The sequence below is a fragment of the Streptomyces rimosus subsp. rimosus genome (assembly GCF_000720725.1).
Lineage (GTDB): Bacteria > Actinomycetota > Actinomycetes > Streptomycetales > Streptomycetaceae > Streptomyces > Streptomyces rimosus_A.
Genome location: NZ_JOCQ01000128.1, coordinates 1 through 23,086 on the forward strand (window position 1 = coordinate 1; position 23,086 = coordinate 23,086).

Here is a 23,086-nt window from a genome sequence, read left to right on the forward strand (position 1 = left end):
CCGATGGTACTGCAGGGGGGACCCTGTGGGAGAGTAGGACGCCGCCGAACAATTTTTGTGGGAAGCCCCGCACCGTATGGTGCGGGGCTTTTCCGCGTTCTGGGGCACTTCCTCCGGGGCGCCGGCGGCCGCAGGTCGCTTTTCCGGTGGTTATCGGGTGGTATCCGGACAGGGGCCCCGCGGTGTGGCGAACTGTAGTGGCCAGGTAAGGTCAGGGGGCATCGTCGGTACGTTCCCCACAGGAGGCCCCCGGGTGGAGGTCCAGGAGACGCGCGTCCAGACGGATCGTGTCCTCACCATCCCGAACATTCTGAGCATGGCTCGTCTCGTCGGCGTGCCGGTGTTCCTGTGGTTGATCCTGTGGAAGGAGTTCGGCGGCCCGGACACCAAGTACTGGGCGCTGCTGGTACTGGCGCTCAGCGGCGTCAGCGACTACCTCGACGGCAAGCTGGCCCGCCGCTGGAACCAGATCAGCAGCCTCGGCCGGATCCTCGACCCGGCCGCCGACCGGCTGTACATCCTCTCCACGCTCGTCGGCCTGACCTGGCGCGGAATCCTTCCGCTGTGGGTCACCGCGGCGCTGCTGGCGAGGGAACTGATGCTGCTGATCGCGGTCGCCGCCCTCGCCCGCCACAAGTACGGCCCGCCCCAGGTGAACTTCCTGGGGAAGGCGGCTACATTCAACTTGATGTACGCCTTCCCGTTGCTGCTGCTCAGCGACGGAGAAGGCTGGCTCCACACGCTCGCTGCGATTTTCGGATGGGCGTTCGCCGGATGGGGTACAGCACTGTACTGGTGGGCAGGGATCCTCTATGTGGTCCAGGTCCGCCGACTCATCAAGGCGGACAACAAGGCCGGCTGATCCCGCCGTACCGGCACCTGGCCGAAACCAGGTGCCGAGGGCGCAGACCGATAAGTCTCACGGACGGGTGAAGTCGGCAAGACCGTCGTCTCTTTCGAGGAGGACGCTTCCGACATGAAGGCCGTTGTGATGGCCGGCGGCGAAGGCACCCGTCTTCGCCCCATGACGTCGAGTATGCCCAAGCCGCTGCTGCCGGTGGCCAACCGGCCGATCATGGAGCATGTGCTGCGGCTGCTGAAACGGCATGGACTCAGTGAGACCGTGGTGACCGTGCAATTCCTGGCGTCCCTCGTCAGGAACTACTTCGGTGACGGCGAAGAGCTCGACATGGAGCTCACCTACGCCAACGAGGAAAAGCCGCTGGGAACCGCCGGCAGCGTGAAGAACGCCGAGGAGGCGCTTCGCGACGACGCTTTCCTCGTGATCTCCGGCGACGCGCTCACCGACTTCGATCTCACCGACCTGATCCGCTTCCACAAGGAGAAGGGCGCGCTCGTCACCGTCTGCCTCACGAGGGTCCCCAACCCCCTGGAATTCGGCATCACGATTGTCGATGAGGACGGCAAGGTCGAGCGATTCCTTGAGAAGCCCACCTGGGGCCAGGTCTTCTCCGACACGGTGAACACGGGCATCTACGTCATGGAGCCCGAAGTATTCGACTATGTGGAACCCGACGTCCCGGTGGACTGGTCGGGTGATGTCTTCCCGCAGCTGATGAAGGAGGGCAAGCCGGTCTACGGCTATGTCGCCGAGGGCTACTGGGAAGACGTGGGCACCCACGAGAGCTATGTGAAGGCCCAGGCCGACGTCCTCGAAGGCAAGGTCGACGTGGACATCGACGGCTTCGAGATCTCGCCGGGCGTCTGGGTCGCCGAGGGCGCCGAGGTGCACCCGGACGCCGTACTGCGCGGACCGCTGTACATCGGCGACTACGCGAAGGTCGAGGCCGGCGCCGAACTGCGCGAGCACACCATCGTGGGCTCCAACGTCGTCGTCAAGAGCGGCGCCTTCCTGCACAAGGCCGTCGTGCACGACAACGTGTACATCGGCCAGCAGAGCAACCTGCGCGGCTGTGTGATCGGCAAGAACACCGACATCATGCGGGCGGCGCGGATCGAGGACGGCGCCGTCATCGGCGACGAGTGCCTCGTCGGTGAGGAATCGATTGTTCAGGGCAATGTACGGGTCTACCCGTTCAAGACCATCGAAGCCGGCGCGTTCGTCAACACCTCGGTGATCTGGGAGTCCCGCGGCCAGGCGCACCTGTTCGGCGCGCGCGGCGTGTCCGGCATCCTGAACGTCGAGATCACCCCCGAGGTGGCGGTACGCCTCGCCGGCGCGTACGCCACGACCCTGAAGAAGGGCTCCACGGTCACCATCGCCCGTGACCACTCCCGCGGCGCGCGGGCACTCAAACGCGCGATGATCTCCGCGCTCCAGGCCAGCGCCATCGATGTACGGGACGTGGAGAACGTGCCGCTGCCGGTCGCCCGGCAGCAGACGGCCCGCGGCAGCGCGGGCGGGATCGTGGTCCGTACGACACCCGGCGTACCGGACTCCGTCGACATCATGTTCCTGGACGAGCGGGGCGCCGACCTCTCCCTCGCGGGCCAGCGCAAGCTGGACCGGGTCTACGCGCGCCAGGAGTACCGCAGGGCCTTCCCCGGCGAGATCGGCGACCTGCACTTCCCCTCCAGCGTCTACGACTCGTACACCGGGTCGCTGCTCAGGTCGCTGGACACCGAGGGCATCGGCGAGGCGGGCCTGAAGGTGGTCGTCGACGCCTCCAACGGCAGCGCCGGCCTCGTCCTGCCGAGCCTCCTCGGGCGGCTCGGCGTCGACTCGCTCACCATCAACCCCGGCCTGGACGAGTCCCGGCCGACCGAGACGGCCGACGCCCGGCGCGCCGGGCTGGTCCGGCTCGGGGAGATCGTGGCCTCCGCGCGGGCGGCCTTCGGGGTGCGGTTCGACCCGGTCGGCGAGCGGCTGTCGCTGGTGGACGAGCGCGGCCGGATCATCGAGGACGACCGGGCGCTGCTGGTCATGCTCGACCTGGTGGCCGCCGAACGGCGCAGCGGCCGGGTGGCGCTGCCGGTGACCACGACCCGTATCGCGGAGCAGGTGGCCGCGTACCACGGTACGCAGGTGGAGTGGACGACCACCTCGCCCGACGACCTGACCCGGGTGGGGCGCGCGGACGACACCATCTTCGGCGGTGACGGCCGGGGCGGCTTCATCGTGCCGGAGTTCAGCAGCGTCTTCGACGGCGCGGCGGCGTTCGTGCGGCTGATCGGGCTGGTGGCGCGTACGCAGCTCACGCTCAGCCAGATCGACGCGCGGATCCCGCGGGCCCATGTGCTCAAGCGGGACCTGGCCACGCCGTGGGCGGTCAAGGGCCTGGTCATGCGCCATGTGGTGGAAGCCGCGGGCGACCGGTCGGTGGACACGACGGACGGCGTACGGGTCGTGGAGGCCGACGGGCGCTGGGTGCTGGTGCTGCCGGACCCGGCGGAGGCCGTCACCCATCTGTGGGCGGAGGGCCCGGACGACGCCTCGGCCCAGCAGCTGCTGGACGAGTGGTCCGCCGTGGTGGACAGCGCCGGCCGCTGAGCCCGGCCGGCCGGACGTGAGCGCGTCCGGCCGTCCCGTGGCCCCACCGGCGTGCCGCGATTCGGCACGCCGGTGGGGCCATTGGGAGACTGCGCCGCCGACGTGCGACGATGTGCGGCATGTCGCAGCAGCGCCCCGATCGGAGCACCCCCCACCAGGCCTCGCGCCCCGATGCCTCGATGTCGCTGCTGACCAACGTCATGGACCACGCCCTGGACGACGGGTACGCGGAAGCGGCGGCGCGCAAGAGCGAGGCGGGGGTGCGTGGCCTTCCCCGTACGCTGCGGGCGAAGTTGGGGCTGGCCGCGGGCCTGGTGCTCGCCGCGGTGGTGGTGACGGTCGGCGCCGCCCAGGCGCGGATATCGGCGCCCACCCTGGCCAAGGAGCGCGAGGAGCTGATCAGCCGTATCGAGCACGGCACGGCCGACGCCGACGCGGTGCAGAAGCGTGTCGACAAGCTCCGCGACGACGTGGGCGCCATCCAGCGCGAGGCGCTGCGCAAGCACGGCGGCGACAAGGCCGAGCTGCTCGCGCTGCTGTCGGGCTCGACCCAGGTGACCGGCCCCGGAGTGAAGCTCGTCGTCGACGACGCGAAGTCGGCGCAGTCCAGTGGCGGCGGCCCGCGCGAGAGCAGTGGTTTCTCGGACACCGGGCGGCTGCGTGACCGCGATCTGCAGCGGGTCGTCAACGGCCTCTGGGCGTCCGGCGCCGAGGCCGTCTCCGTCAACGGGCAGCGGCTCACGTCCCTCTCGGCGATCAGAGCCGCCGGAGAGGCCATACTGGTCGACAACAAACCGCTGGTGCCGCCGTACACGGTGCTGGCGGTGGGGGACGGGCAGAAGCTCGCCACCGCGTTCCAGGACAGTGCGGACGGTCAGTACTTGCACGTACTGCAGAAGAACTACGGGATCCGTACGAAGATTTCCGCCGAGAACGGGGTCACGCTGCCGCCCGCGCCCAGTTTGATCGTACGTACAGCACAGCCGAAGGCCGGTGCCCAGGGCGGCACCGACACAGGGAAGGGCACATCGTGATCGCCGTACTGGGCCTCATCGTGGGAGTCGTGGTCGGACTTGTGGTCCGACCCGTGGTGCCGACGGTGGTCGAGCCCTACCTGCCGATCGCTGTCGTCGCGGCGCTGGACGCCGTCTTCGGCGGTCTGCGCGCGATGCTGGACGGCATCTTCGACGACAAGGTCTTCGTCGTCTCGTTCCTGTCCAACGTGGTGGTCGCCGCGCTCATCGTCTTCCTCGGGGACAAGCTCGGCGTCGGCGCCCAACTGTCCACCGGTGTGGTCGTCGTACTGGGCATCCGCATCTTCTCCAACGCCGCGGCCATCCGCCGGCACGTCTTCAGGGCCTGATGCCGATGGGTACCGACGAGAACCCCGGGCGGGACGGTACGGCGCCGGAGCCCGGCCGGGCCCCGGAGGAGCCCCGTACGGCGCGGTCCGCGGGCACGGACCGGCCCGCCGACCGCCGGCCGATGCCGCCGGAGAGCAGCGCGGCGGACCGTAAGGCCGACGGGGGACACGCCGCGGGCGGGGCGCCGGACGGTACGGAACCGGCCACGGAGCCCGGCGCGCCCGGGCCGGCGATGACCGGACGGCAGCGTCTGGTGGCCGGTCTGTGGCCGCCGCGGCTGACCCGTGCCCAACTGATCGTCGCCCTGCTGCTGTTCATTCTCGGACTCGGCCTGGCAATTCAGGTACGTTCCACCAGTGACAGCAGTGCACTACGGGGCGCGCGACAGGAGGACCTGGTGCGCATCCTGGATGAATTGGACAACCGTTCGCAGCGCCTGACGGATGAACAGCGCAGGCTGGAAGGTCAGAAGACCGAGCTGGAGAACAGCTCGGACCAGGCCGAGGAGGCCCGTAAGCAGACCGTGGAGAAGGAGCAGCAGCTCGGCGTGCTGGCGGGGACGGTGGCGGCGCAGGGGCCGGGCATCAACCTCACCATCAACGACCCGACGCACTCCGTCGAGGCGGACAAACTCCTGGACACCATTCAGGAGTTGCGGGCGGCCGGGGCCGAGGCCGTCCAGATCAACGACGTACGGATCGTGGCCGGTTCGTACGTCTCGGACGTCCGGGGCGGCGTGGAGGTGGACGGCAAGCGGGTCGCCCAGCCGTACCGCTTCAAGGTGATCGGCAAGCCCGAGGACCTGGAGCCCGCGCTGAACATCCCGGGCGGAGTGGTGCAGACTTTGGAAAAGGAGCAGGCCACAGTGTCGGTGAGCCGTGACGAGAAGATCATTGTGGATGCCTTGCGAGAGGCGAAGCGGCCTGACTACGCTCGGTCGTCATCGCGGTGAGCGGGCCACGAATGGGTACGGCCCGGGTCGGGCATGAGGTAGCGGGGGGTCGGCGCACCGTACGGGTGGTGCGTGGTGGAAACTGTGTGGAGGCCACGGACGTTCACCGGATGTCCGGATCGGCCGGTGTGTGCATCGAGGGTTCGTCCTGCCCCACGGGCGGGTCTGTTTCGTTCAAGGGGAATCGCCCGTGAAGTTGTTTGCAAAGCTGTTCGGCAAGAGCGCACGCCAGGAGGGCGGCACCGGCTCGGCGAAGCACCGCGCCCCGCGCCAGCCCGAGGAGAGCGGCGCCGCTCAGGAGCGCCCGCTCTTCCGTGACCAGGTCGGCGCGCCCGGCGCCGGTTCTGTTGACCCCTCCGTGTCCGGCCGCATAGGTTCCCAGGGACCGTCGGCCGCGAACACGGGTGGAGGGGTTTCCTTGCCGGTCTGTACGAGGTGCGGTCACCGCAACGCCGAGGCGAGCCGGTTCTGCTCCAACTGCGGAGCGCCGCTGCGCCCCGGCGCGCAGCCGGAGCGTGCCTCCGAGACGACCTCGACCATCTCCATCTCGGGGCTGGAGGCCTACGACGCGGAGACGACGGGGCAGACGGCGATCCCGTCGCTGTCCCCCGAGGCGCAGGCGGCCGTCGAGGCGCTGCCGATGGGCTCGGCCCTGCTGGTCGTGCGCCGCGGTCCGAATTCGGGCAGCCGCTTCCTGCTGGACGGCGACCTGACGACGGCCGGCCGCCACCCGCAGAGCGACATCTTCCTGGACGACGTGACGGTCTCGCGTCGCCATGTGGAGTTCCGCCGCGGCCAGGACGGCACCTTCACCGTCGCCGACGTCGGCAGCCTGAACGGCACCTACGTCAACCGGGAGCGGATCGACTCGGTCCTGCTCGCCAACGGTGACGAGGTGCAGATCGGCAAGTTCCGGCTGGTCTTCTACGCGAGCCAGCGGGGCGTCGGCTTCTGACCGGCCAAGGAAGGCATATGCACCGCACTGGGCCGGGCGGTGCCGGGTCGGCCGGCACCGCCGCGGACGGCAAGCTGATGAGCATCGGTACGGTGCTCAACACGCTGCGCGACGAGTTCCCCGAGGTCACCATCTCCAAGATCCGTTTCTTGGAGGCCGAGGGGCTCGTCGAGCCGCGGCGTACCCCGTCCGGCTACCGCAAATTCAGCCCGGACGACGTGGCCCGGCTGGCGTCCGTCCTGCGGATGCAGCGTGATCACTATCTTCCGCTGAAAGTGATCCGCGAGCACCTCGACGCCGTGGCGCGCGGTGAGCAGGTGCAGCTGCCGGCGCCCGCCGCGCCCGCGGGGGAGCTGTTCGAGGGGCTGGGCGAGCCGGCCGGTGACCGGCCCACGGTCACCCGTATCGGCCGGGCGGAGCTGCTGGCCGCCGCGGAGGTCGAGGAGGCCGAGCTCGCCGACTGGGAGTCGTACGGGCTCATCGTCCCGGACGACGGGGGCGGCTACGACATCGAGGCCGTCACGGTCGCCAAACTCGTCGCCGAGCTGGGGCGCTTCGGTCTGGAGCCGCGCCATCTGCGGACGGTGAAGGCGGCGGCCGAGCGGGAGGCCAATCTGGTCGAACAGGTCGTGGCGCCGCTGCGCCGCCACCGCAATCCGCAGACCAGGCAGCATGCCGAGACCACGGCCAGGGAACTGGCCACGCTGTCCGTACGGCTGCACGCCGCACTGGTCCAGTCCGCCCTGCGCGTCCGCCTGACGTGAGCAATGGGTGGCCCGACTACCCAAACCGGCCGGGCACGTCCTAGGGTTGCTGTGTGAACGAGCTCGATGTCGTGGGTGTCCGGGTGGAAATGCCTTCCAACCAACCGATCGTGCTCCTACGGGAGGTAGGAGGCGACCGTTACCTGCCCATTTGGATCGGGCCGGGGGAGGCCACCGCCATCGCCTTCGCCCAGCAGGGGATGGCCCCTGCCAGGCCGCTGACGCACGATCTCTTCAAGGATGTGCTGGAAGCGGTGGGCCAGGAACTGACCCAGGTCCGCATCACGGACCTGCGCGAGGGGGTCTTCTATGCCGAACTGGTCTTCGCCAGTGGTGTCGAGGTCAGCGCCCGTCCGTCCGACGCCATAGCGCTGGCGCTGCGCACCGGTACGCCGATCTACGGGACCGACGGGGTCCTCGACGACGCGGGCATCGCCATCCCGGACGAGCAGGAGGACGAGGTGGAGAAGTTCCGCGAGTTCCTCGACCAGATCTCGCCCGAGGACTTCGGCACCAACAGCCAGTGAGCCGGGTGCGCGGAAGCCCGCCTTCCGCGCATTCGATTAGCCTTTCCCCGAGCAGGGACACGAGAAACCACTCGCAAGGTGATTATCACTCGGCGTGGCGAGCGCGGCGATCGTTGACGCACCCCGAGTGACTGCATACCGTCGATATGGCAGGTCCCGTCCGGGACGTGGAGGACGGAGGTCGGCGTGGCAATCACCGGCGACGGTACGGCGGCGGAAGGGGTGTTGCCGCTCCATTCCGGGGCTGCTGACCGCACCCCGGCACAGGCCGCCGGGGTACCGGGCGACCGCGGGGCGGACACCATCGGCTACCGCGGCCCGACGGCGTGCGCGGCCGCCGGGATCACCTACCGCCAGCTCGACTACTGGGCCCGCACGGGGCTTGTCGAGCCGAGCGTACGGCCCGCCTACGGATCGGGCACCCAGCGGCTCTACAACTTCCGGGACGTCGTCGTCCTGAAGATCGTCAAGCGGCTGCTGGACACCGGGGTCTCGCTGCAGAACATCCGCACCGCCGTCCGGCACCTGCGCTCCCGCGGGCTGTCCGACCTGGCGAGAATGACCCTGATGAGCGACGGCGCGACGGTCTACGAATGCACCTCGCCCGATGAGGTCGTGGACCTGCTCCAAGGTGGACAGGGCGTCTTCGGCATCGCCGTGGGCGTGGTCTGGCGCGACGTGGAGGGCGCGCTGTCGCAGCTTCACGGGGAGAGCGTGGACACCGGCGAGACGCTGGTCCGGCACAACCCGCACGACGAACTGGCGCGGCGGCGCAACCGGGCGGGGTGAGCGGGGGCGTACGGTGCGGGGGCGCGGGCCGAATGGTCCGGCGTGTACCCCGGCGTGTTCGGCGCGCCCCGGCGTGGAAATCCTGAGAGCGCGCCTCGTGCGCCCGTCAGGGCGGTCTCCCGCGCCTCTACGGCATCAGAAAGCGCACAGCGGCCACAGAGGCCCACGGGGTACCAAGAGCGCGCACAGGGCCCCTCAGGGGATTTCAGGCCGTGTCCGGGACCGCGCGCGACCGGCGTGACGGGGTCGGTCAGGGCGATTGTCAGTGGTGTGGGGGAGCATCGGTCATGTGAGACGTGCTCCGACGATCCTGCATCTGGACATGGATGCGTTCTATGCGTCCGCCGAACAGGCGGCGAAGCCGAGCCTGCGCGGAAAACCCGTGGTGGTCGGCGGGATCGGCCCGCGCGGCGTGGTCTCCACGGCGTCGTACGAGGCCCGGGTCTTCGGGGTGCGCTCGGCGATGCCGACGGCCCAGGCCCGCCGCCTGTGCCCGAACGCGGCCTATCTGACCCCGCGCTTCACCCTGTACCGCCGGGTGAGCGACCAGGTCATGGAACTGCTCCACGCGCTGTCGCCGCTGGTGGAACCGCTCAGCCTGGACGAGGCGTTCGTGGACCTGGAGGCGGGCGGCGTCGAGGCCGACACGGCGGCCGTACGGGCCGTGGGGGAGCGGCTGCGGCGGGACATCCGGCGCACGACGGGGCTGACCGGGTCGGTGGGGCTGGCCGGGGCCAAGATGCTGGCCAAGATCGCGTCCGAGCAGGCCAAGCCGGACGGCCTGGTGGTCATCGAGCCCGGGTCGGAGCGGGAGCTGCTGGGCCCGATGACGGTGCGCACGCTGCCCGGCGTCGGCCCCGCCACGGCCGAGACGCTGCGCCGGGCGGGCATCCACACGGTTGCCGAGACGGCGGAGGCGGGCGAGGCGGAGCTGGTGCGCCTGCTGGGCAAGGCGCACGGCACCGGGCTGTACGCCATGGCGCTGGGCCGCGACGACCGGCCCGTGGTGGCCGAGCGGGACGCGAAGTCCATATCGGTCGAGGACACCTTCGACGTGGACCTGACCGACCGGACGCGGGTGCGGGCCGAGGTGACGCGGCTGGCGGACCGCTGCGTGGAGCGGCTGCGGGCGGCGGGGCGTTCCGGCCGGACCGTGGTGATCAAGGTGCGCAACTACGACTTCTCGACGCTGACCAGGTCGGAGACGCTGCGCGGGCCCACCGACGACCCGGGCGTGGTGCGGGAGGCGGCGGCCCGGCTGCTGGACCTGGTGGACACGACGGGCGGCGTACGGCTGCTGGGCGTGGGCGTGACCGGGCTCGCCGACTTCACCCAGGAGGACCTGTTCGCCCAGCTGGCGACGGAGAAGGCGGCCGAGGAGGAGGCCGAGCGGGAGCGCCGGCTGGCGGTGGAGGCGGCCCGGGAGGCGGCCGACGAGCCCGAGCGGCCCCGGCGCTGGCTCCCCGGGCTCGACGTGATCCACGACGAACACGGCGCCGGCTGGGTGCAGGGCAGCGGCGTCGGCCGGGTGACCGTACGGTTCGAGCAGCCGTGGTCCGGGCGCGGGCGGGTGCGCACCTTCCCCGTGGACGACCCGGCGCTGCGCCCCGGTGAGCCGCTGCCGCTGGTGGGCGGACCGCCGGAAGGGTGGGGGAGCGGGGCGTACGGCGCGCCGGAGGGGTCGTCCGGTGCGCCGGCCGATCCGCCCGGAGAACCGGGCGAGCCGCCCGCCGGCCCTGCCTCCGAGAAGCCCGCCCCTCAGTCCTCCGCCCCCGCGACCCGCCCGAATTCCGTGTCGGCCCGCGCGGCGTCCGAGCCGGGTACGGGACCGGAGACGGCATCGGGGGCCGGAATGTCCAGCCGGTAGTGGTGGTAGAGCTGTAGTTCCTGCTCGGGCGAGAGGTGGCGGCCCACCCCGAAGTCCGGCGCATCCCGGATCAGCTTGCGGTCGTAGGGGACGTGCAGCGCCTCGTCGACCAGGTCGCTGGGCTCCAGGGGCACGAACGCGTCCCGGCTGAAGATCCCGGTGCGTACGGCCGCCCATTCCGGTTCTCCGGTCGCGTCGTCCAGGTACACCTCGTCGACGGTGCCGATCTTGGTTCCGTTCTTGTCGAACGCCTTGCGGCCGATCAAGCTGCGGGGATCGATATCGGTCTGCACGGTCCCTCCAAGTGGTCGCAACTGCCTTGTGACAACTACCAAAGGGCACATTTCATGCCCCGGCCACTCGAAGGAACGCCCGTTCGCCGCGCTGGTAGGCTGGCGAACGGCTGCAGACCCCATGCGGGAGAGTCCCTTGTCGATCATGGCGGGGGCGCCGAAGGAGCAACTCCTCCCCGGAATCTCTCAGGCTCACGTACCGCATGGACGAGGTCACTCTGGAAAGCAGGGCGGGCCACGGACGGGCACAGCGCCGGAACCCCTCCTCACCGACGGTGAAAGCCGGTTCCGCGCGCGGAACCGGTGAAGCTCTCAGGTTGCGATGACAGAGGGGGAGGCCGTCCGGGCACCAGCGCCGTGGTGCCCCGCAGAGGTCGAAACGACCAGGAGGCCCCCGCAGATGACCACCAACCGCATCTCCTTGACCGAGCTGGAACGCGGTACCCCGTTCGAGCAGCGGCACATCGGCCCCGGCCCGGAGGACCAGGCCAAGATGCTCGCGCAGGTCGGGTTCGGATCGCTGGACGAGCTCACCGCGACCGCCGTACCGGACGTGATCAAGAGTGCGGAGGCGCTGGGGCTGCCCCAGGGCCGCACCGAGGCCGAGGTGCTGGCCGAGCTGCGGGCGCTGGCGGACCGCAACCAGGTGCTCGCCCCGATGATCGGTCTCGGCTACCACGGTACGTTCACCCCGCCGGTGATCCTGCGCAACGTGATGGAGAACCCCGCCTGGTACACGGCCTACACCCCGTACCAGCCGGAGATCTCGCAGGGCCGGCTGGAGGCGCTGCTCAATTTCCAGACCATGGTCGCCGACCTGACCGGTCTGCCGACCTCCGGCGCCTCGCTGCTGGACGAGGGGACGGCCGCCGCCGAGGCGATGGCCCTGGCGCGGCGGGTGGGCAAGGTCAAGGAGGGCGTCTTCCTGGTCGACGCCGACTGCCTGCCGCAGACGATCGCCGTGATCGAGACCCGCGCCGAGCCGACCGGCGTCGAGGTCGTGGTGGCCGACCTGTCCGAGGGCATACCGGCCGAGGTGGCCGAGCGCGGCGTCTTCGGCGTGCTGCTCCAGTACCCCGGCGCGTCCGGTGCCGTACGCGACCCCCGCGCCGTGATCGAGCGGGCGCACGAGCTGGGCGCGATCGTCACCGTCGCCGCCGACCTGCTGGCGCTGACGCTGCTGACCTCGCCGGGCGAGCTGGGCGCGGACATCGCCGTCGGCACCACCCAGCGGTTCGGCGTGCCGATGGGCTTCGGCGGCCCGCACGCCGGATTCATGGCCGTACGGGAGAAGTTCGCCCGCAGTCTGCCCGGCCGCCTGGTGGGCGTCTCGGTGGACGCGGACGGCAACAAGGCGTACCGCCTCGCCCTCCAGACGCGCGAGCAGCACATCCGCCGCGAGAAGGCCACCAGCAACATCTGCACCGCGCAGGTGCTGCTCGCGGTGATGGCGGGCATGTACGCCGTCTACCACGGCCCCGACGGCCTCGCGGGCATCGCGCGCCGCACCCACCGCTACGCCTCCGTCCTGGCCGAGGGCCTGCGCGCCGGCGGCGTCGAGGTCGTGCACGGCGCGTACTTCGACACGCTGACCGTACGGGTGCCGGGCCGGGCCGCCGAGGTGGTCGCCGCGGCCCGCGAGGGCGGGGTCAACCTGCGGCTGGTCGACGCGGACCTGGTGGGTGTGGCCTGCGACGAGACCACCGGGCGCGCGCAGGTGCACGCGGTGTGGGGCGCCTTCGGCGTCCAGGCCGACATCGAGCGGCTGGACGCGGCCGTGGCCGACGCGCTGCCGGCGGAGCTGCTGCGCGGCGACACGTACCTGACGCACCCGGTCTTCCACCAGCACCGCTCCGAGACCGCCATGCTGCGCTACCTGCGCCGTCTGTCGGACAAGGACTACGCGCTGGACCGCGGCATGATCCCGCTCGGCTCCTGCACGATGAAGCTGAACGCGACGACCGAGATGGAGCCGGTCACCTGGCCCGAGTTCGGGCAGCTGCACCCGTTCGCGCCGGTCGAGCAGGCGCAGGGCTACCTCACCCTGATCGCGGAGCTGGAGGAGCGGCTGGCCACGGTCACCGGCTACGACAAGGTCTCCATCCAGCCGAACGCCGGCTCGCAGGGCGAACTGGCCGGGCTGCTGGCCGTACGGGCGTACCACCGCGCCAACGGCGACGAGCAGCGCACCGTCTGCCTCATCCCCTCCTCGGCGCACGGCACCAACGCCGCCAGCGCCGTGATGGCCGGCATGAAGGTCGTCGTCGTCAAGACCGGCGAGGACGGCGAGGTGGACGCCGGCGACCTGCACGCCAAGATCGAGCAGTACCGGGACCAGCTCGCGGTGCTGATGGTGACCTACCCGTCCACGCACGGCGTGTTCGAGGAGCACATCACGCAGATCTGCGCGGCGGTGCACGACGCGGGCGGCCAGGTGTACGTGGACGGCGCCAACCTGAACGCGCTGGTCGGCCTCGCCGAGCCGGGCAAGTTCGGCGGCGACGTCTCGCACCTGAACCTGCACAAGACCTTCTGCATCCCGCACGGCGGCGGCGGCCCCGGCGTCGGCCCGGTCGGCGTCCGCGCCCACCTGGCGCCGTACCTGCCCAACCACCCGCTGCAGCCCACCGCGGGCCCGGAGACGGGCGTGGGCCCCATCTCCGCCGCGCCGTGGGGCTCCGCGGGCATCCTGCCCATCTCCTGGGCGTACGTCCGGCTGATGGGCGGCGCGGGCCTCAAGCGCGCCACCCAGGTCGCGGTGCTCGGCGCCAACTACATCGCCAAGCGCCTGGAGCCGCACTACCCCGTGCTCTACACCGGCCCCGGCGGCCTGGTCGCGCACGAGTGCATCATCGACGTACGGCCGCTGACCAAGGCGACCGGCGTGAGCATCGACGATGTCGCCAAGCGGCTGATCGACTACGGTTTCCACGCGCCGACGATGTCGTTCCCGGTGGCCGGCACGCTGATGATCGAGCCGACCGAGAGCGAGAACCTGGACGAACTGGACCGTTTCTGCGACGCGATGATCGCGATCCGCGCGGAGATCGACAAGGTCGGTTCGGGGGAGTGGGACAAGGACGACAACCCGCTGCGCAACGCCCCGCACACCGCGGCGGCGCTCGGCGGCGAGTGGGCGCACCCGTACACCCGCGAGGAGGCGGTCTTCCCGGCCGGCGTCGAGGCGGCGGAGAAGTACTGGCCGCCGGTGCGCCGCATCGACGGTGCGTTCGGTGACCGCAACCTTGTCTGCTCCTGCCCGCCGCTGGAGGAGTACGACAGCTGATCCGCCGGCCCGCGCCGCTCGCGGCGGCACGGCATGCGAAGGGCCCTCGGCGTGGACGCCGGGGGCCCTGTTGTCCGTTGTGCTGAGTTGTGCGGTGTTCTGTGCCGTGTTGTGCGGTCGACCGTGGCGGCGCTGCCCGCAAAGGATCAGGCGGCGGTGGCCACGTTCGGTGTGCCCAGCACCCGGTGCGGCGCGATGACCTGGCCGTCCGGCAGCAGTTCACCGGTGTCCTCGAACAGGAGAACACCGTTGCACAGCAGGCTCCAGCCCTGCTCCGGGTGGTGCGCCACCAGATGGGCGGCCTCCCGGTCGGCGGAGTCTGCGGTTGGGCACGGCGGTTGATGCTGGCACATGGATGAGATCTTTCGCTGCGATGTGGGCTGATTCGTCCTGCGGCTCGACGCGATGCTCATGGCCGCTCCCCCGTTTCAGTAGGTCGATACCAGTGTTGCCCCACGGGCCGGATTCCGCAGGGATTTGGCTGCAGCGGCACTCACTAGATAATGACGCATCACCCGTGCGGTCGGTTCATTTCAAGTCCGGGGTGTTGCCGGGGCGTTGGGTGTCACCTGGTCGCGTACTCCGCGTGGGTGAGCGCAGCGGAGCGCCCCGCGGCCGGAAAGGGCGCGGGGCGCGATCCTGTGGAACGGTGTGCTTCTGTGCGCGGTTGCGGTGGTACGGCTTCGGCCGCTCGCCGCGGAGAACCCCCTGTGGAGCCTCAGGCCGGTGACCCCAGCAGTGGTACCGGCGCCAGGCGCAGGGTCAGCCGGGGCAGCAGATCCGCGACGCGGTGCGGCCGGTGCGCCGCGATGCCCGGCGGGGCGGGCGCCAGCGGCACGAGGACGTCGCCCGGCGCGGGCACGCCCTCGGCGCCGTCGGCACCGACGTCGTGGTGCAACCACAAAGTGAGCATGTACAGCTCCGGCACGGACAGCAGCCGTGGCTGGTACGGGGTCGGTACGGACTCCGCCTGACGCAGTGCCCGTTCGGTCGACATGACGTAGGGGCCCTCGCAGAAATGCGAGAACGCCCAGCCGTCCGCGGTGAGCATCGCCTCCGCGGTCGCCACGGCGCGTTCACCGTCGCGGATCAGGAAGCGCCAGCCGGTCAGCCGGGTACGGGGCGGCCCGGCCGGGTGGCTGACGTCGTCCAACACATGGACGGGCAGGGGGAGTTCGGGGGTGAGCGGGCCCTGGTGGGCACGGAGGGCGGGGGTGCGGGCCTCACGCACGGCGGTGGGGGAACCGAGGGCGGCGAGGACGCTGCGGAGGGCGGGCGCGGGGGCAGGGGGAACATGCAGCGGCATGGTGGGTCGCCTCTCACTTGGGAGACACGGTGGTGCTGGGCAAGTGCGGACGTCGTCGTCAGCGTCGGGGACAGAGCGCCAGTACATGGCCGATCGGGGACGTCGGCCCGGCGGGGGTCAGCCGCTTTGCCGCAGCCCCGGTGGAACACCGCGACGCTGGGCGCCAACTCTCTGCCTCGTCAGCGAAGTTTATACGACGTGTGTTCACCAAGTGTTTCGTCTAGCGGCTGCGGAGATTGTCGGCAAGGCGGAATCCGGACCGGCCCGCGAGGTGTTTTCGGCACTTTTGCGCGGCGCCCGGAGCGACTGCCTCGTATTTCGCCGTGAACACGGTAGGCCGGATCCGGACGGTCTTTTTCCGGATCTCGACGGCGTTTACTGCGCCGCGCTGATCCGGTCTCCGAACCGGACGGTATGCCCTCGGAATGTGCCAGCCTTCGTGTCTGACCGAGCCTATCGGTTCCGGCGCATGTCCAAGGCGTTATCGATCGGATTGCCGGGCATCATCGACCGTAGCGCGATCCCCTGGCGCCGCCGGGGAGACCGGCGGAACCGGACGCCGCGGCGGGCCCGGGAGGCCCGCCGGGCCGGGCCCGTCGTCACGAGGAGGGACGCTTCGATGGGGGAGAAGGTTGCGGCGGGCGGGATCGACCTCACCGACCGGCAACGCTATCGCAGAAAGCTGCGGGAGTGTCTGGCGGGATTGCGGAGACTCCTGGAGGAGAAGCGGTTCGACCGCCCCAAGAACCTGATGGGGCTGGAGATCGAATTGAATCTCGCCGGTCCCGACGGGCTGCCGCGGATGATGAACTCGCAGGTCCTGGAGCGCATCGCGAGCCGGGATTTCCAGACCGAACTGGCCCAGTGCAACCTGGAAGTCAATATCCTGCCGCACCGGTTGGCCGGACGGGTCCTCGATCAACTCGCCGAAGAACTCCGCACCGGTCTGGCCTATGCCGACCGCAAGGCGGCCGAAGTGGCCGCCCGTATCGTGATGATCGGTATCCTGCCGACCCTGGCCGCCGAGGACCTGGTCGCCTCCAACCTCTCCGAGATCGACCGCTACGTCCTGCTCAACGACCAGATGCGGGCCGCGCGCGGCGAGGACTTCCAGATCGAGCTGGAGGGCGTGGAACGGCTGGCCTCCACCTCGGCCTCGATAGCACCCGAGGCCGCGTGCACCTCCGTGCAGCTGCACCTCCAGGTCACCCCGGGCCGCTTCCCCGCCGTCTGGAACGCGGCCCAGGCCGTCGCCGCCGTACAGATAGCGGTCGGCGCCAACTCGCCGTTCGTCTTCGGCCGCGAACTCTGGCGCGAATCCCGCCCCCCGGTCTTCCAGCAGGCCACCGATGTGCGCCCGCCGGAGCTGCGGGCCCAAGGAGTGCGTCCGCGCACCTGGTTCGGCGAGCGCTGGATCGACGCCCCGTACGACCTGTTCGAGGAGAACCTGCGCTTCTTCCCGCCGCTGCTGCCGATCCACTCGGACGAGGAACCCCTCTCCGTACTGGACGAGGGCGGCATCCCGAGCCTGGCGGAACTGGTCCTGCACAACGGCACCGTCTACCGCTGGAACCGCCCCGTGTACGGCGTGGCCGACGGCGTCCCGCACCTCAGGGTCGAGAACCGGGTACTGCCCGCCGGCCCCACCGTCACCGACGTCATCGCCAACACGGCCTTCTACTACGGGCTGGTGCGGACGCTGGCCGAGGAGCAGCGGCCGGTGTGGACCCGCCTGCCGTTCGCCGCCGCGGCCGAGAACTTCGACACCGCGTGCCGCCGGGGCATCGACGCCGTACTGAAGTGGCCCCGCGGCCGGTCCGGCGGTCTCGCCGAGATCCCCGCCGTACGCCTGGTACGCCAGGAACTGCTGCCGATGGCCGCCGCCGGACTGGACGCCTGGGGCGTCGAACCGGCCGACCGGGACCACTACCTCGGCGTGATCGATGCCCGCTGCCGGCGCCGCGTCAACGGGGCGTCCTGGCAGGCCGCCGCGTACCACCACGCGCTCGGCCGCGGCCTGGGCCGGGGCGCGGCGCTGGCGGCGATGACGCGGCGGTACAGCGAGCTGATGCATTCCGGCGAGCCGGTGCACGCATGGCCCGTCGACTGGGCGCCCGCGCCGGTGGCGGCGGGGCGGGGCTGAGCGGAGCGGCCGCCGACGAGGACCGTCGTATCCGGTCGCTGTGAGCACGGTCGGATACGGCCCCGGACCGCAGCCGTCCCCGCCGCCACCGATGTGTCTCGTTCCGACACGTTCCCGCCTGCCGTCGAAGCTTTCCGGGGCGGGCAAGCGCCCCCGTACCGCCCGCCGCGCCCGGCGTCGGGCAAGCTATGACGTTCCAGCGCGGAAGCACCGACCGGCGGACCGCGGTGGTGGGATACCGCGATGGTGCGGAACGTCGTAGTGCGGAACTGGAGGCAGCTGTGCAGTCGGACGCGAGTCCCGTGACCGGTACGGGATCCCCGGGCCGGGGGCGGCAGGAGCCGGACGGAGGCCGGGGGGGCGGCGCGGACGGCGGGCTGCCGCGGCGGCTCCTGCGCAACGAGACGCTGCTCGTCCTGGCGCTCTCGCTCGGCGCCAGCGGCGTGTCCGCGCTGATCAGCTTCATCGGCTCGCTGACCAGGCCCGGCGGCCTCAAGGACCAGGCCGCGATGATGAACTCCTCGCAGGCGCCGGGCCGACCGTGGCTCGATCTGACGTGGCAGCTGTTCGGCATCGCCACCGCGCTCGTCCCCGTGGCGCTGGTGGCCCATCTGCTGCTGCGCGAGCGGGCCGGGGGCCTGCGGGCGGTCGGCCTCGACCGGCGCAGGCCCGGATTCGACCTGAGCCGCGGCGTCTGCGTGGCGGCGGTCATCGGCGGCAGCGGTCTGCTGCTGTACCTCGGCGCGCGGGCGGCGGGCTTCAACCTCACGGTCGTACCGGAGTCGCTGCCCGGCGTGTGGTGGAAGGTCCCGGTGCTGATCGCCTCGGCCGTGCAGAACGCCGTGGTCGAGGAGGTCATCGTCGTCGGCTACCTGCTGCGGCGGCTGGGGCAGCTGGGGTGGACCCCGGTGGCGGCGCTGGCGGCGAGTGCGGTACTGCGCGGCTCGTACCACCTGTACCAGGGCATCGGCGGCCTCGTCGGCAACATGGTCATGGGCGTGATCTTCGTCCTGCTGTACCGGCGCTGGGGACGCGTCGGCCCGCTGGTCGCCGCGCACGCCCTGATCGACACCGTGGCGTTCGTGGGGTACGCGCTGCTGGCGGGGAAGGTGGGGTGGCTGCCGACGGCGTGAGGACGGGACGGACGATCGGGACCGGGCCCATGACGGCCCGGCCCCGCCCTCACACCGCGTCCCCGGATCCCCGCCCCCCGTTGCCCTTCCCCCGTCCCCAGGGCATGGCGAGGAGCCTCAGGGCGCGGTGAGCAGTTCGCCGTCGATGACGGTGACGGCCGAGCCGGTCAGCAGCGTACGGTCGTCGCGCAGCGTGGTGCGGACGAGGCCGGTGCGACGGGCCGGGCCCTGGTGGCCGACGAGCGTGTCACGGCCCAGCCGGGCTGACCAGAAGGGCGCGAGGGCGGTGTGGGCGCTGCCCGTCACCGGGTCCTCGTCGATGCCGACGGCGGGGAAGAAGCCGCGGCTGACGAAGTCGTAGCCGCCGTCGGCCGGTTCGGCCGCGGCGGTGGCGATCACCCCACGGCCGCCGGGCGAGGCGAGGGCCTTGAAGTCCGGCTCCAGCGCCCGTACGGACTTCTCGTCGGCCAGCTCGACGAGGAGGTCACCGAGGTTCGTACCGGTGTCGTACGCGCCGAGGATGTCCGCGCCCAGCGCCCCGGCCACGACCGGCGGCACCTCGACCGGCGTCAGCGGGGCCGTCGGGAAGTCCATGGTGATGGCGCCGCTCTCGTCGGCCGTCGTCGTCAGCACTCCGCTGCGGGTGGCGAAGCGGACCGTGCCGGTGGCGGCCCCGGTGGTGTGCAGGACGTGCGCGGTGGCCAAAGTGGCATGCCCGCACAGGTTCACCTCGGCGGCCGGGGTGAGCCAGCGCAGTGCCCAGTCGGCCTCCCCGCCCGCGGGCAGCGGATGGGCGAAGGCGGTCTCGGAGAGGTTGACTTCGCTGGCCACCTGCTGGAGCCAGGTGGTGTCGGGGAAACCACCGGCGTCGAACAACACGACTCCGGCGGGGTTGCCGCCGAAGGGGCGGTCGGTGAAGGCGTCAACGATGCGGATCCTCATGACGGTGAGTGTAGGAGGGCCGCATCGGCCGCCAACAAGGCCAATCCCGGATAAGTGGACTGGGTTCGGAGGCGGGCGGCGGCACCCTGACGCTTCGTCTGCCGTGCCCGGCCGCCCGCTCCTCCTCTCAGGGCGCGGTCAGCGGCTCCGCCTCGTACGCCCGGTGCAGCAGTTGCAGGAAGTCCGGTGCCTCCGGTACGGACACGGAGCCGATCCGGTGTACGGCCACGCCCGGCGTCCAGGAGTTCATGACCACGGCGCCGGCCAGCGACGGCACATCGGCGGGCGTGATCTCCTGGACGCGCTGGGGGATTCCGAGCCGGTCCAGCCGGCGCCGGACGATGCCCATCGTGGTGCCGGTCAGCATCTCGGCCGCAGGCCACACCACCGAGGTGCCGTCCCAGAAGGCCAGGTTCCAGATCGTCGCCTCGCTGAGGCGGCCGCGGCGGTCGACGAAGGCGGCGTCGTCGAAACCCTGGCGGGCGGCCTGGCGGAGGAAGTACTTCTTGGAGACCTCGCCGACGTGCTTCACGGCCGGAAGGGCGCGCTCGTGCTCGACGGTGGTCAGCGCCAGCGGTCCCTCCGGGGCGGACGCGGCCGGGCCCGTACGTATGAGGACGTCGAGCCGCACATCGGCCCCGAACGCGGCGAATTCGCCCCCCGGCGCGTACACGAAGGCCATCAGCGACAGGTCGGCCGGCCCGGCCTCCAGCGCCGTCCGCAGGTAGGCCCGTACCTGCTCGTCCGGAACGGCCGTCCCGAACAGTTCCATCGAGGCGGACCGCAGCCGCTCCAGGTGGAGGTCGAGGCCCCGGACCCGGCCGCCGCGTACCTGCATGGCGGTGAAGTGCGCGTAGCCCGCGAAGGCGAGCGGCGCCAGGTCGTCGGTGGTCGCGGCCCGGCCATTACGGTGAACGGCGAAAGAGGTCATGTCCTCACTCCAGTGATACGGAAACGAAAGGGAGGGAACAGCAGTGGTCCGGTGGGATGCGACCGGCCGCGGAATGTCCGCTCCTGAACGAGACGTTAAGGGTTCACATCAATGGAAAGGTCAACTACGGATGGGACGGGGCACATGCTGATCGGGGAGTTGTCCCGGCGTACCGGAGTCAGCCCGCGCCTGCTGCGGTACTACGAGGAGCAGGGCCTGCTGGAGGCGCGGCGCGGACCCAACGGCTACCGCTACTACGACGACGACACGCTCCTCACCGTCCGCCAGGTACGCGCCTTGCTCGAAGCGGGGCTGACCACCGAGGTGATCCGCGCCGTACTCCCGTGCGCCCGGGGCGAGCAGCCGGAGTTCGAGATGTGCGTGGACGTACAGGCCATCCTGAGCCGGGCACTGGAGTCCGCGGACGAGCGCATCGACGATCTCCGGCGGAGCCGCAGCACGTTGGCGGGGTATTTGGGGCAGGGGTGAGGTGACGGCGCGAGCCGGTCATGCGGGCGTGGTGCCGGCGGCCGGCGGGGGAGGGCTGCTCACGAGGCTCTTCCCCAGGCGGGCCAGTGGGGAAAGCGCCATGCACAACGGGGAAAGCGAAAGCCCGGCGACGGTCACCAGCAGCGCGGTGCGCAGCCCCCACTGGTCGGCCAGCCGCCCGCCGAGCAGTGAACCGAGCGGGGCCAGTCCCATGCCGACGCAGTTGACCGTGGCGACGACCCGGCCCTGCACGGGCACGGGGGTGACGGCCTGGCGTACGGACATCATGGTGACGTTCACCAGCTGACTGAAGGCGCCGAAGAGGAAGTTGACGCCCACGAGGGCGAGCACCGTGACGGTGGTGGAGCCGTGCAGCGCCGGCAGGCAGAGCAGCACGCCGTCGGCGAGTACCGCCGAGCACATCAGGACGACGCCATGGCCGTACCGTTTCGGCAGCCGCGCCGACAACAGCGACCCCACGACAGCCCCCGGGCCCGTCGCGGCGAGCGCCAGGCCGACGGCCGTGGCCGGCAGGTGCAGCCCACGCGGCAAGAAGAGCAGGTAGACGGTCATCATGGCCGCGAAGAAGAACTGGAACGCCGCGGAGGCCAGGCACACGGCCCGCAACACGGGGTGACCGAAGACGAGGCGGAGACCCTCGTGAATCCGGTGCCGGACGCGGTCGGGCCCGCCGGGCCGCCCGGCGTGTCCGGAAACCTGCTCGCGGCGGCGGATACGGCGGATCGACACGAAGGACAGCGCGAAGAAGAACGCGCCGGCCGCGGCGGCGAAAGGCGCCGACAGCAGCGACGCCAGCGCCCCGCCGAGTGCAGGCCCGCCGGTCTGCGCCGCGGACCGGCTGCCTTCCAGCGCGCTGTTGCCCTGCGCGAGCTGATCCCGTCTCACCAGACGTACCAGGGATGTCTGGTACGCCACGTCGAAGAAGACGCTCAGGACGCCGACGAGGAAGGCGGTGACGGCCAGTGCCGGCATGCCGAGGACGCCGAGCAGATACGCGCCGAGGACGACGGTCAGCGCGACGGCCCGGCCCAGGTCCGCCAGCATCATGACGTCGCGGGAGCGACGGCGGTCCACCCAGGCGCCGACGAAGAGCGACAGCAGCAGAACCGGCGCCTGTTCCAGCGCGCGCAGCAGGCCGAGCCGGGTGGCGTCGGCGTCGAGTGCCAGCACGGCGATGAGCGGCAGTACCACCTGACTGGTGCGCTCCCCGAACTGGGAAGCGGTCTGACCTGCCCAGAGACTGCGGAAATCGCGGTCACGCCACAGGCCCGGCGCGGCCGGGCGACCCGGTGCGGAGGTCCGCATGGCCGTCCGTCTCGGCGCATCGGGCATGTCCGCTCCTCGGGATCGCGTGCCCGGGGAGGCTAGCCGCCGGTCCTGCGCCGCGGACAGCGATTTTCGACGGCGGGCCGCGTCACGGCCGCAGACCGGTCCGCGCCTCGCCGGTCTCCGGGGCGTACGGGTACGAGACGTGCTGGTGGATCATCTGCCACTCGCCGTCGTGAAGAACGGCGGCCGGACCTCCCCTACTCGGCAAGCAGCCGGACGCGAACCATCACGGTCCTTGTCATCCGAACAGTTCCGATATATCGTTGAAGCATCGCGAACGATCAAAGTGATGTCGCGAGAGATCAAAAATGCAACGCCGACAAGACGGCGGCACGACGAGAAAGGAGCGTTGTCATGCGTTCCCATGGACACGAACACCACGGACACGGCCGGCACGGGGGCCGAGGCGACTACGAAGGACGGTTCGAGGGGCGGCGCGCCGCGTTCGGGCCGTTCGGGCCCCCCTTCGGCGGGCCGCCGTTCGGCGGCCGGGGCCGCGGCGGCGGGCCGCGCGGCCGGGCCC

General features: G+C 71.0%; 20 protein-coding genes, 1 pseudogene and 1 riboswitch. Of the genes and pseudogenes, 15 read left to right on the forward strand and 6 right to left on the reverse strand.

The annotated features are described in order from the left end of the window. Positions 1–253 precede the first annotated feature (253 nt). From IH45_RS0137825 to IH45_RS01000000144560, 10 genes are all read left to right on the forward strand, one after another. Positions 254–862 carry a CDP-alcohol phosphatidyltransferase family protein gene (locus IH45_RS0137825; protein WP_030679790.1) on the forward strand — a complete coding sequence of 203 codons (609 nt, stop codon included), beginning with the start codon at positions 254–256 and terminating at the stop codon, positions 860–862. A gap of 114 nt (positions 863–976) precedes the next feature. Continuing rightward, entirely contained in the window at positions 977–3,472 is a 2,496-nt protein-coding gene (locus tag IH45_RS0137830) for a mannose-1-phosphate guanyltransferase (protein ID WP_030599307.1), read from the forward strand. Positions 3,473–3,591: 119 nt separating this feature from the next. Next, positions 3,592–4,506, forward strand: coding sequence for a DUF881 domain-containing protein (locus IH45_RS0137835; protein WP_032919120.1), 915 nt, complete (start codon positions 3,592–3,594; stop codon positions 4,504–4,506). After that, positions 4,503–4,835 (forward strand): small basic family protein, encoded by a 333-nt coding sequence (locus tag IH45_RS0137840; protein WP_003984969.1) that lies wholly within the window; start codon positions 4,503–4,505, stop codon positions 4,833–4,835. Before IH45_RS0137835 ends, IH45_RS0137840 begins: the two co-directional genes overlap by 4 nt. Further along, positions 4,835–5,788 (forward strand): DUF881 domain-containing protein, encoded by a 954-nt coding sequence (locus IH45_RS0137845; RefSeq protein WP_078897974.1) that lies wholly within the window; start codon positions 4,835–4,837, stop codon positions 5,786–5,788. The genes IH45_RS0137840 and IH45_RS0137845 overlap by 1 nt, the downstream gene beginning before the upstream one ends. Positions 5,789–5,906: 118 nt before the next feature. Further along, positions 5,907–6,743, forward strand: coding sequence for an FHA domain-containing protein (locus IH45_RS0137850; RefSeq protein ID WP_234347039.1), 837 nt, complete (start codon positions 5,907–5,909; stop codon positions 6,741–6,743). A gap of 17 nt (positions 6,744–6,760) precedes the next feature. Then, on the forward strand, positions 6,761–7,507 hold the full coding sequence (gene ftsR, locus IH45_RS0137855; RefSeq protein WP_030679797.1) for a transcriptional regulator FtsR: 747 nt from the start codon (positions 6,761–6,763) through the stop codon (positions 7,505–7,507). Positions 7,508–7,560: 53 nt separating this feature from the next. Further along, on the forward strand, positions 7,561–8,034 hold the full coding sequence (locus IH45_RS0137860; RefSeq protein WP_003984965.1) for a bifunctional nuclease family protein: 474 nt from the start codon (positions 7,561–7,563) through the stop codon (positions 8,032–8,034). Between the two features lie 186 nt (positions 8,035–8,220). After that, complete coding sequence (locus IH45_RS0137865) at positions 8,221–8,823, forward strand: MerR family transcriptional regulator (protein ID WP_030679799.1); 603 nt, start codon at positions 8,221–8,223, stop codon at positions 8,821–8,823. 289 nt (positions 8,824–9,112) lie between these two features. Further along, entirely contained in the window at positions 9,113–10,690 is a 1,578-nt protein-coding gene (locus IH45_RS01000000144560; protein WP_032919123.1) for a DNA polymerase IV, read from the forward strand. On the opposite strand, the gene IH45_RS0137875 is transcribed toward IH45_RS01000000144560, so the two are convergent. Further along, on the reverse strand, positions 10,582–10,983 hold the full coding sequence (locus tag IH45_RS0137875; RefSeq protein WP_030679804.1) for a PRC-barrel domain-containing protein: 402 nt from the start codon (positions 10,981–10,983) through the stop codon (positions 10,582–10,584). The two genes, IH45_RS01000000144560 and IH45_RS0137875, sit on opposite strands and share 109 nt — an antisense overlap. Positions 10,984–11,097: 114 nt before the next feature. Next, positions 11,098–11,195: riboswitch (glycine riboswitch) on the forward strand. Positions 11,196–11,383: 188 nt separating this feature from the next. On the opposite strand from IH45_RS0137875, the gene gcvP reads away from it, so the two are divergent. After that, a complete protein-coding gene (gcvP, locus tag IH45_RS0137880; RefSeq protein WP_030679807.1) occupies positions 11,384–14,269 on the forward strand; it encodes an aminomethyl-transferring glycine dehydrogenase in 2,886 nt (961 codons plus the stop codon). A gap of 146 nt (positions 14,270–14,415) precedes the next feature. Here the strand turns inward: gcvP and IH45_RS0137885 are convergent, their stop codons facing one another. Beyond that, a complete protein-coding gene (locus tag IH45_RS0137885; RefSeq protein ID WP_030679809.1) occupies positions 14,416–14,622 on the reverse strand; it encodes a DUF5999 family protein in 207 nt (68 codons plus the stop codon). Positions 14,623–14,987: 365 nt separating this feature from the next. After that, a complete protein-coding gene (locus IH45_RS0137890; protein WP_030679812.1) occupies positions 14,988–15,575 on the reverse strand; it encodes a hypothetical protein in 588 nt (195 codons plus the stop codon). 619 nt (positions 15,576–16,194) lie between these two features. On the opposite strand from IH45_RS0137890, the gene IH45_RS0137895 reads away from it, so the two are divergent. Together IH45_RS0137895 and IH45_RS0137900 are read left to right on the forward strand one after the other, a co-directional pair. Beyond that, positions 16,195–17,718: a glutamate-cysteine ligase family protein gene (locus IH45_RS0137895; protein WP_030679815.1), complete on the forward strand. Its 1,524-nt coding sequence runs from the start codon at positions 16,195–16,197 to the stop codon at positions 17,716–17,718. A gap of 302 nt (positions 17,719–18,020) precedes the next feature. Next, on the forward strand, positions 18,021–18,851 hold the full coding sequence (locus tag IH45_RS0137900; RefSeq protein ID WP_050515470.1) for a CPBP family intramembrane glutamic endopeptidase: 831 nt from the start codon (positions 18,021–18,023) through the stop codon (positions 18,849–18,851). A gap of 117 nt (positions 18,852–18,968) precedes the next feature. Here IH45_RS0137900 and IH45_RS0137905 read toward each other — a convergent pair whose 3' ends face one another. Both IH45_RS0137905 and IH45_RS0137910 read right to left on the reverse strand, forming a co-directional pair. Beyond that, a complete protein-coding gene (locus tag IH45_RS0137905; protein WP_030679821.1) occupies positions 18,969–19,793 on the reverse strand; it encodes a PhzF family phenazine biosynthesis protein in 825 nt (274 codons plus the stop codon). Positions 19,794–19,920: 127 nt separating this feature from the next. Beyond that, the gene (locus IH45_RS0137910; protein ID WP_030679823.1) at positions 19,921–20,724 is read right to left on the reverse strand and encodes an aminotransferase class IV family protein; all 804 of its coding nucleotides are present in this window, start codon (positions 20,722–20,724) and stop codon (positions 19,921–19,923) included. 144 nt (positions 20,725–20,868) lie between these two features. On the opposite strand from IH45_RS0137910, the gene IH45_RS0137915 reads away from it, so the two are divergent. Further along, positions 20,869–21,213: a MerR family transcriptional regulator gene (locus IH45_RS0137915; protein WP_030679826.1), complete on the forward strand. Its 345-nt coding sequence runs from the start codon at positions 20,869–20,871 to the stop codon at positions 21,211–21,213. Positions 21,214–21,231: 18 nt separating this feature from the next. Here IH45_RS0137915 and IH45_RS0137920 read toward each other — a convergent pair whose 3' ends face one another. Next, a complete protein-coding gene (locus IH45_RS0137920; protein ID WP_394298738.1) occupies positions 21,232–22,566 on the reverse strand; it encodes an MFS transporter in 1,335 nt (444 codons plus the stop codon). Positions 22,567–22,917: 351 nt separating this feature from the next. Here IH45_RS0137920 and IH45_RS1000000150410 point away from each other — a divergent pair. Next, positions 22,918–23,086 (forward strand): annotated as a pseudogene (locus IH45_RS1000000150410) (PadR family transcriptional regulator); the annotation flags it as partial.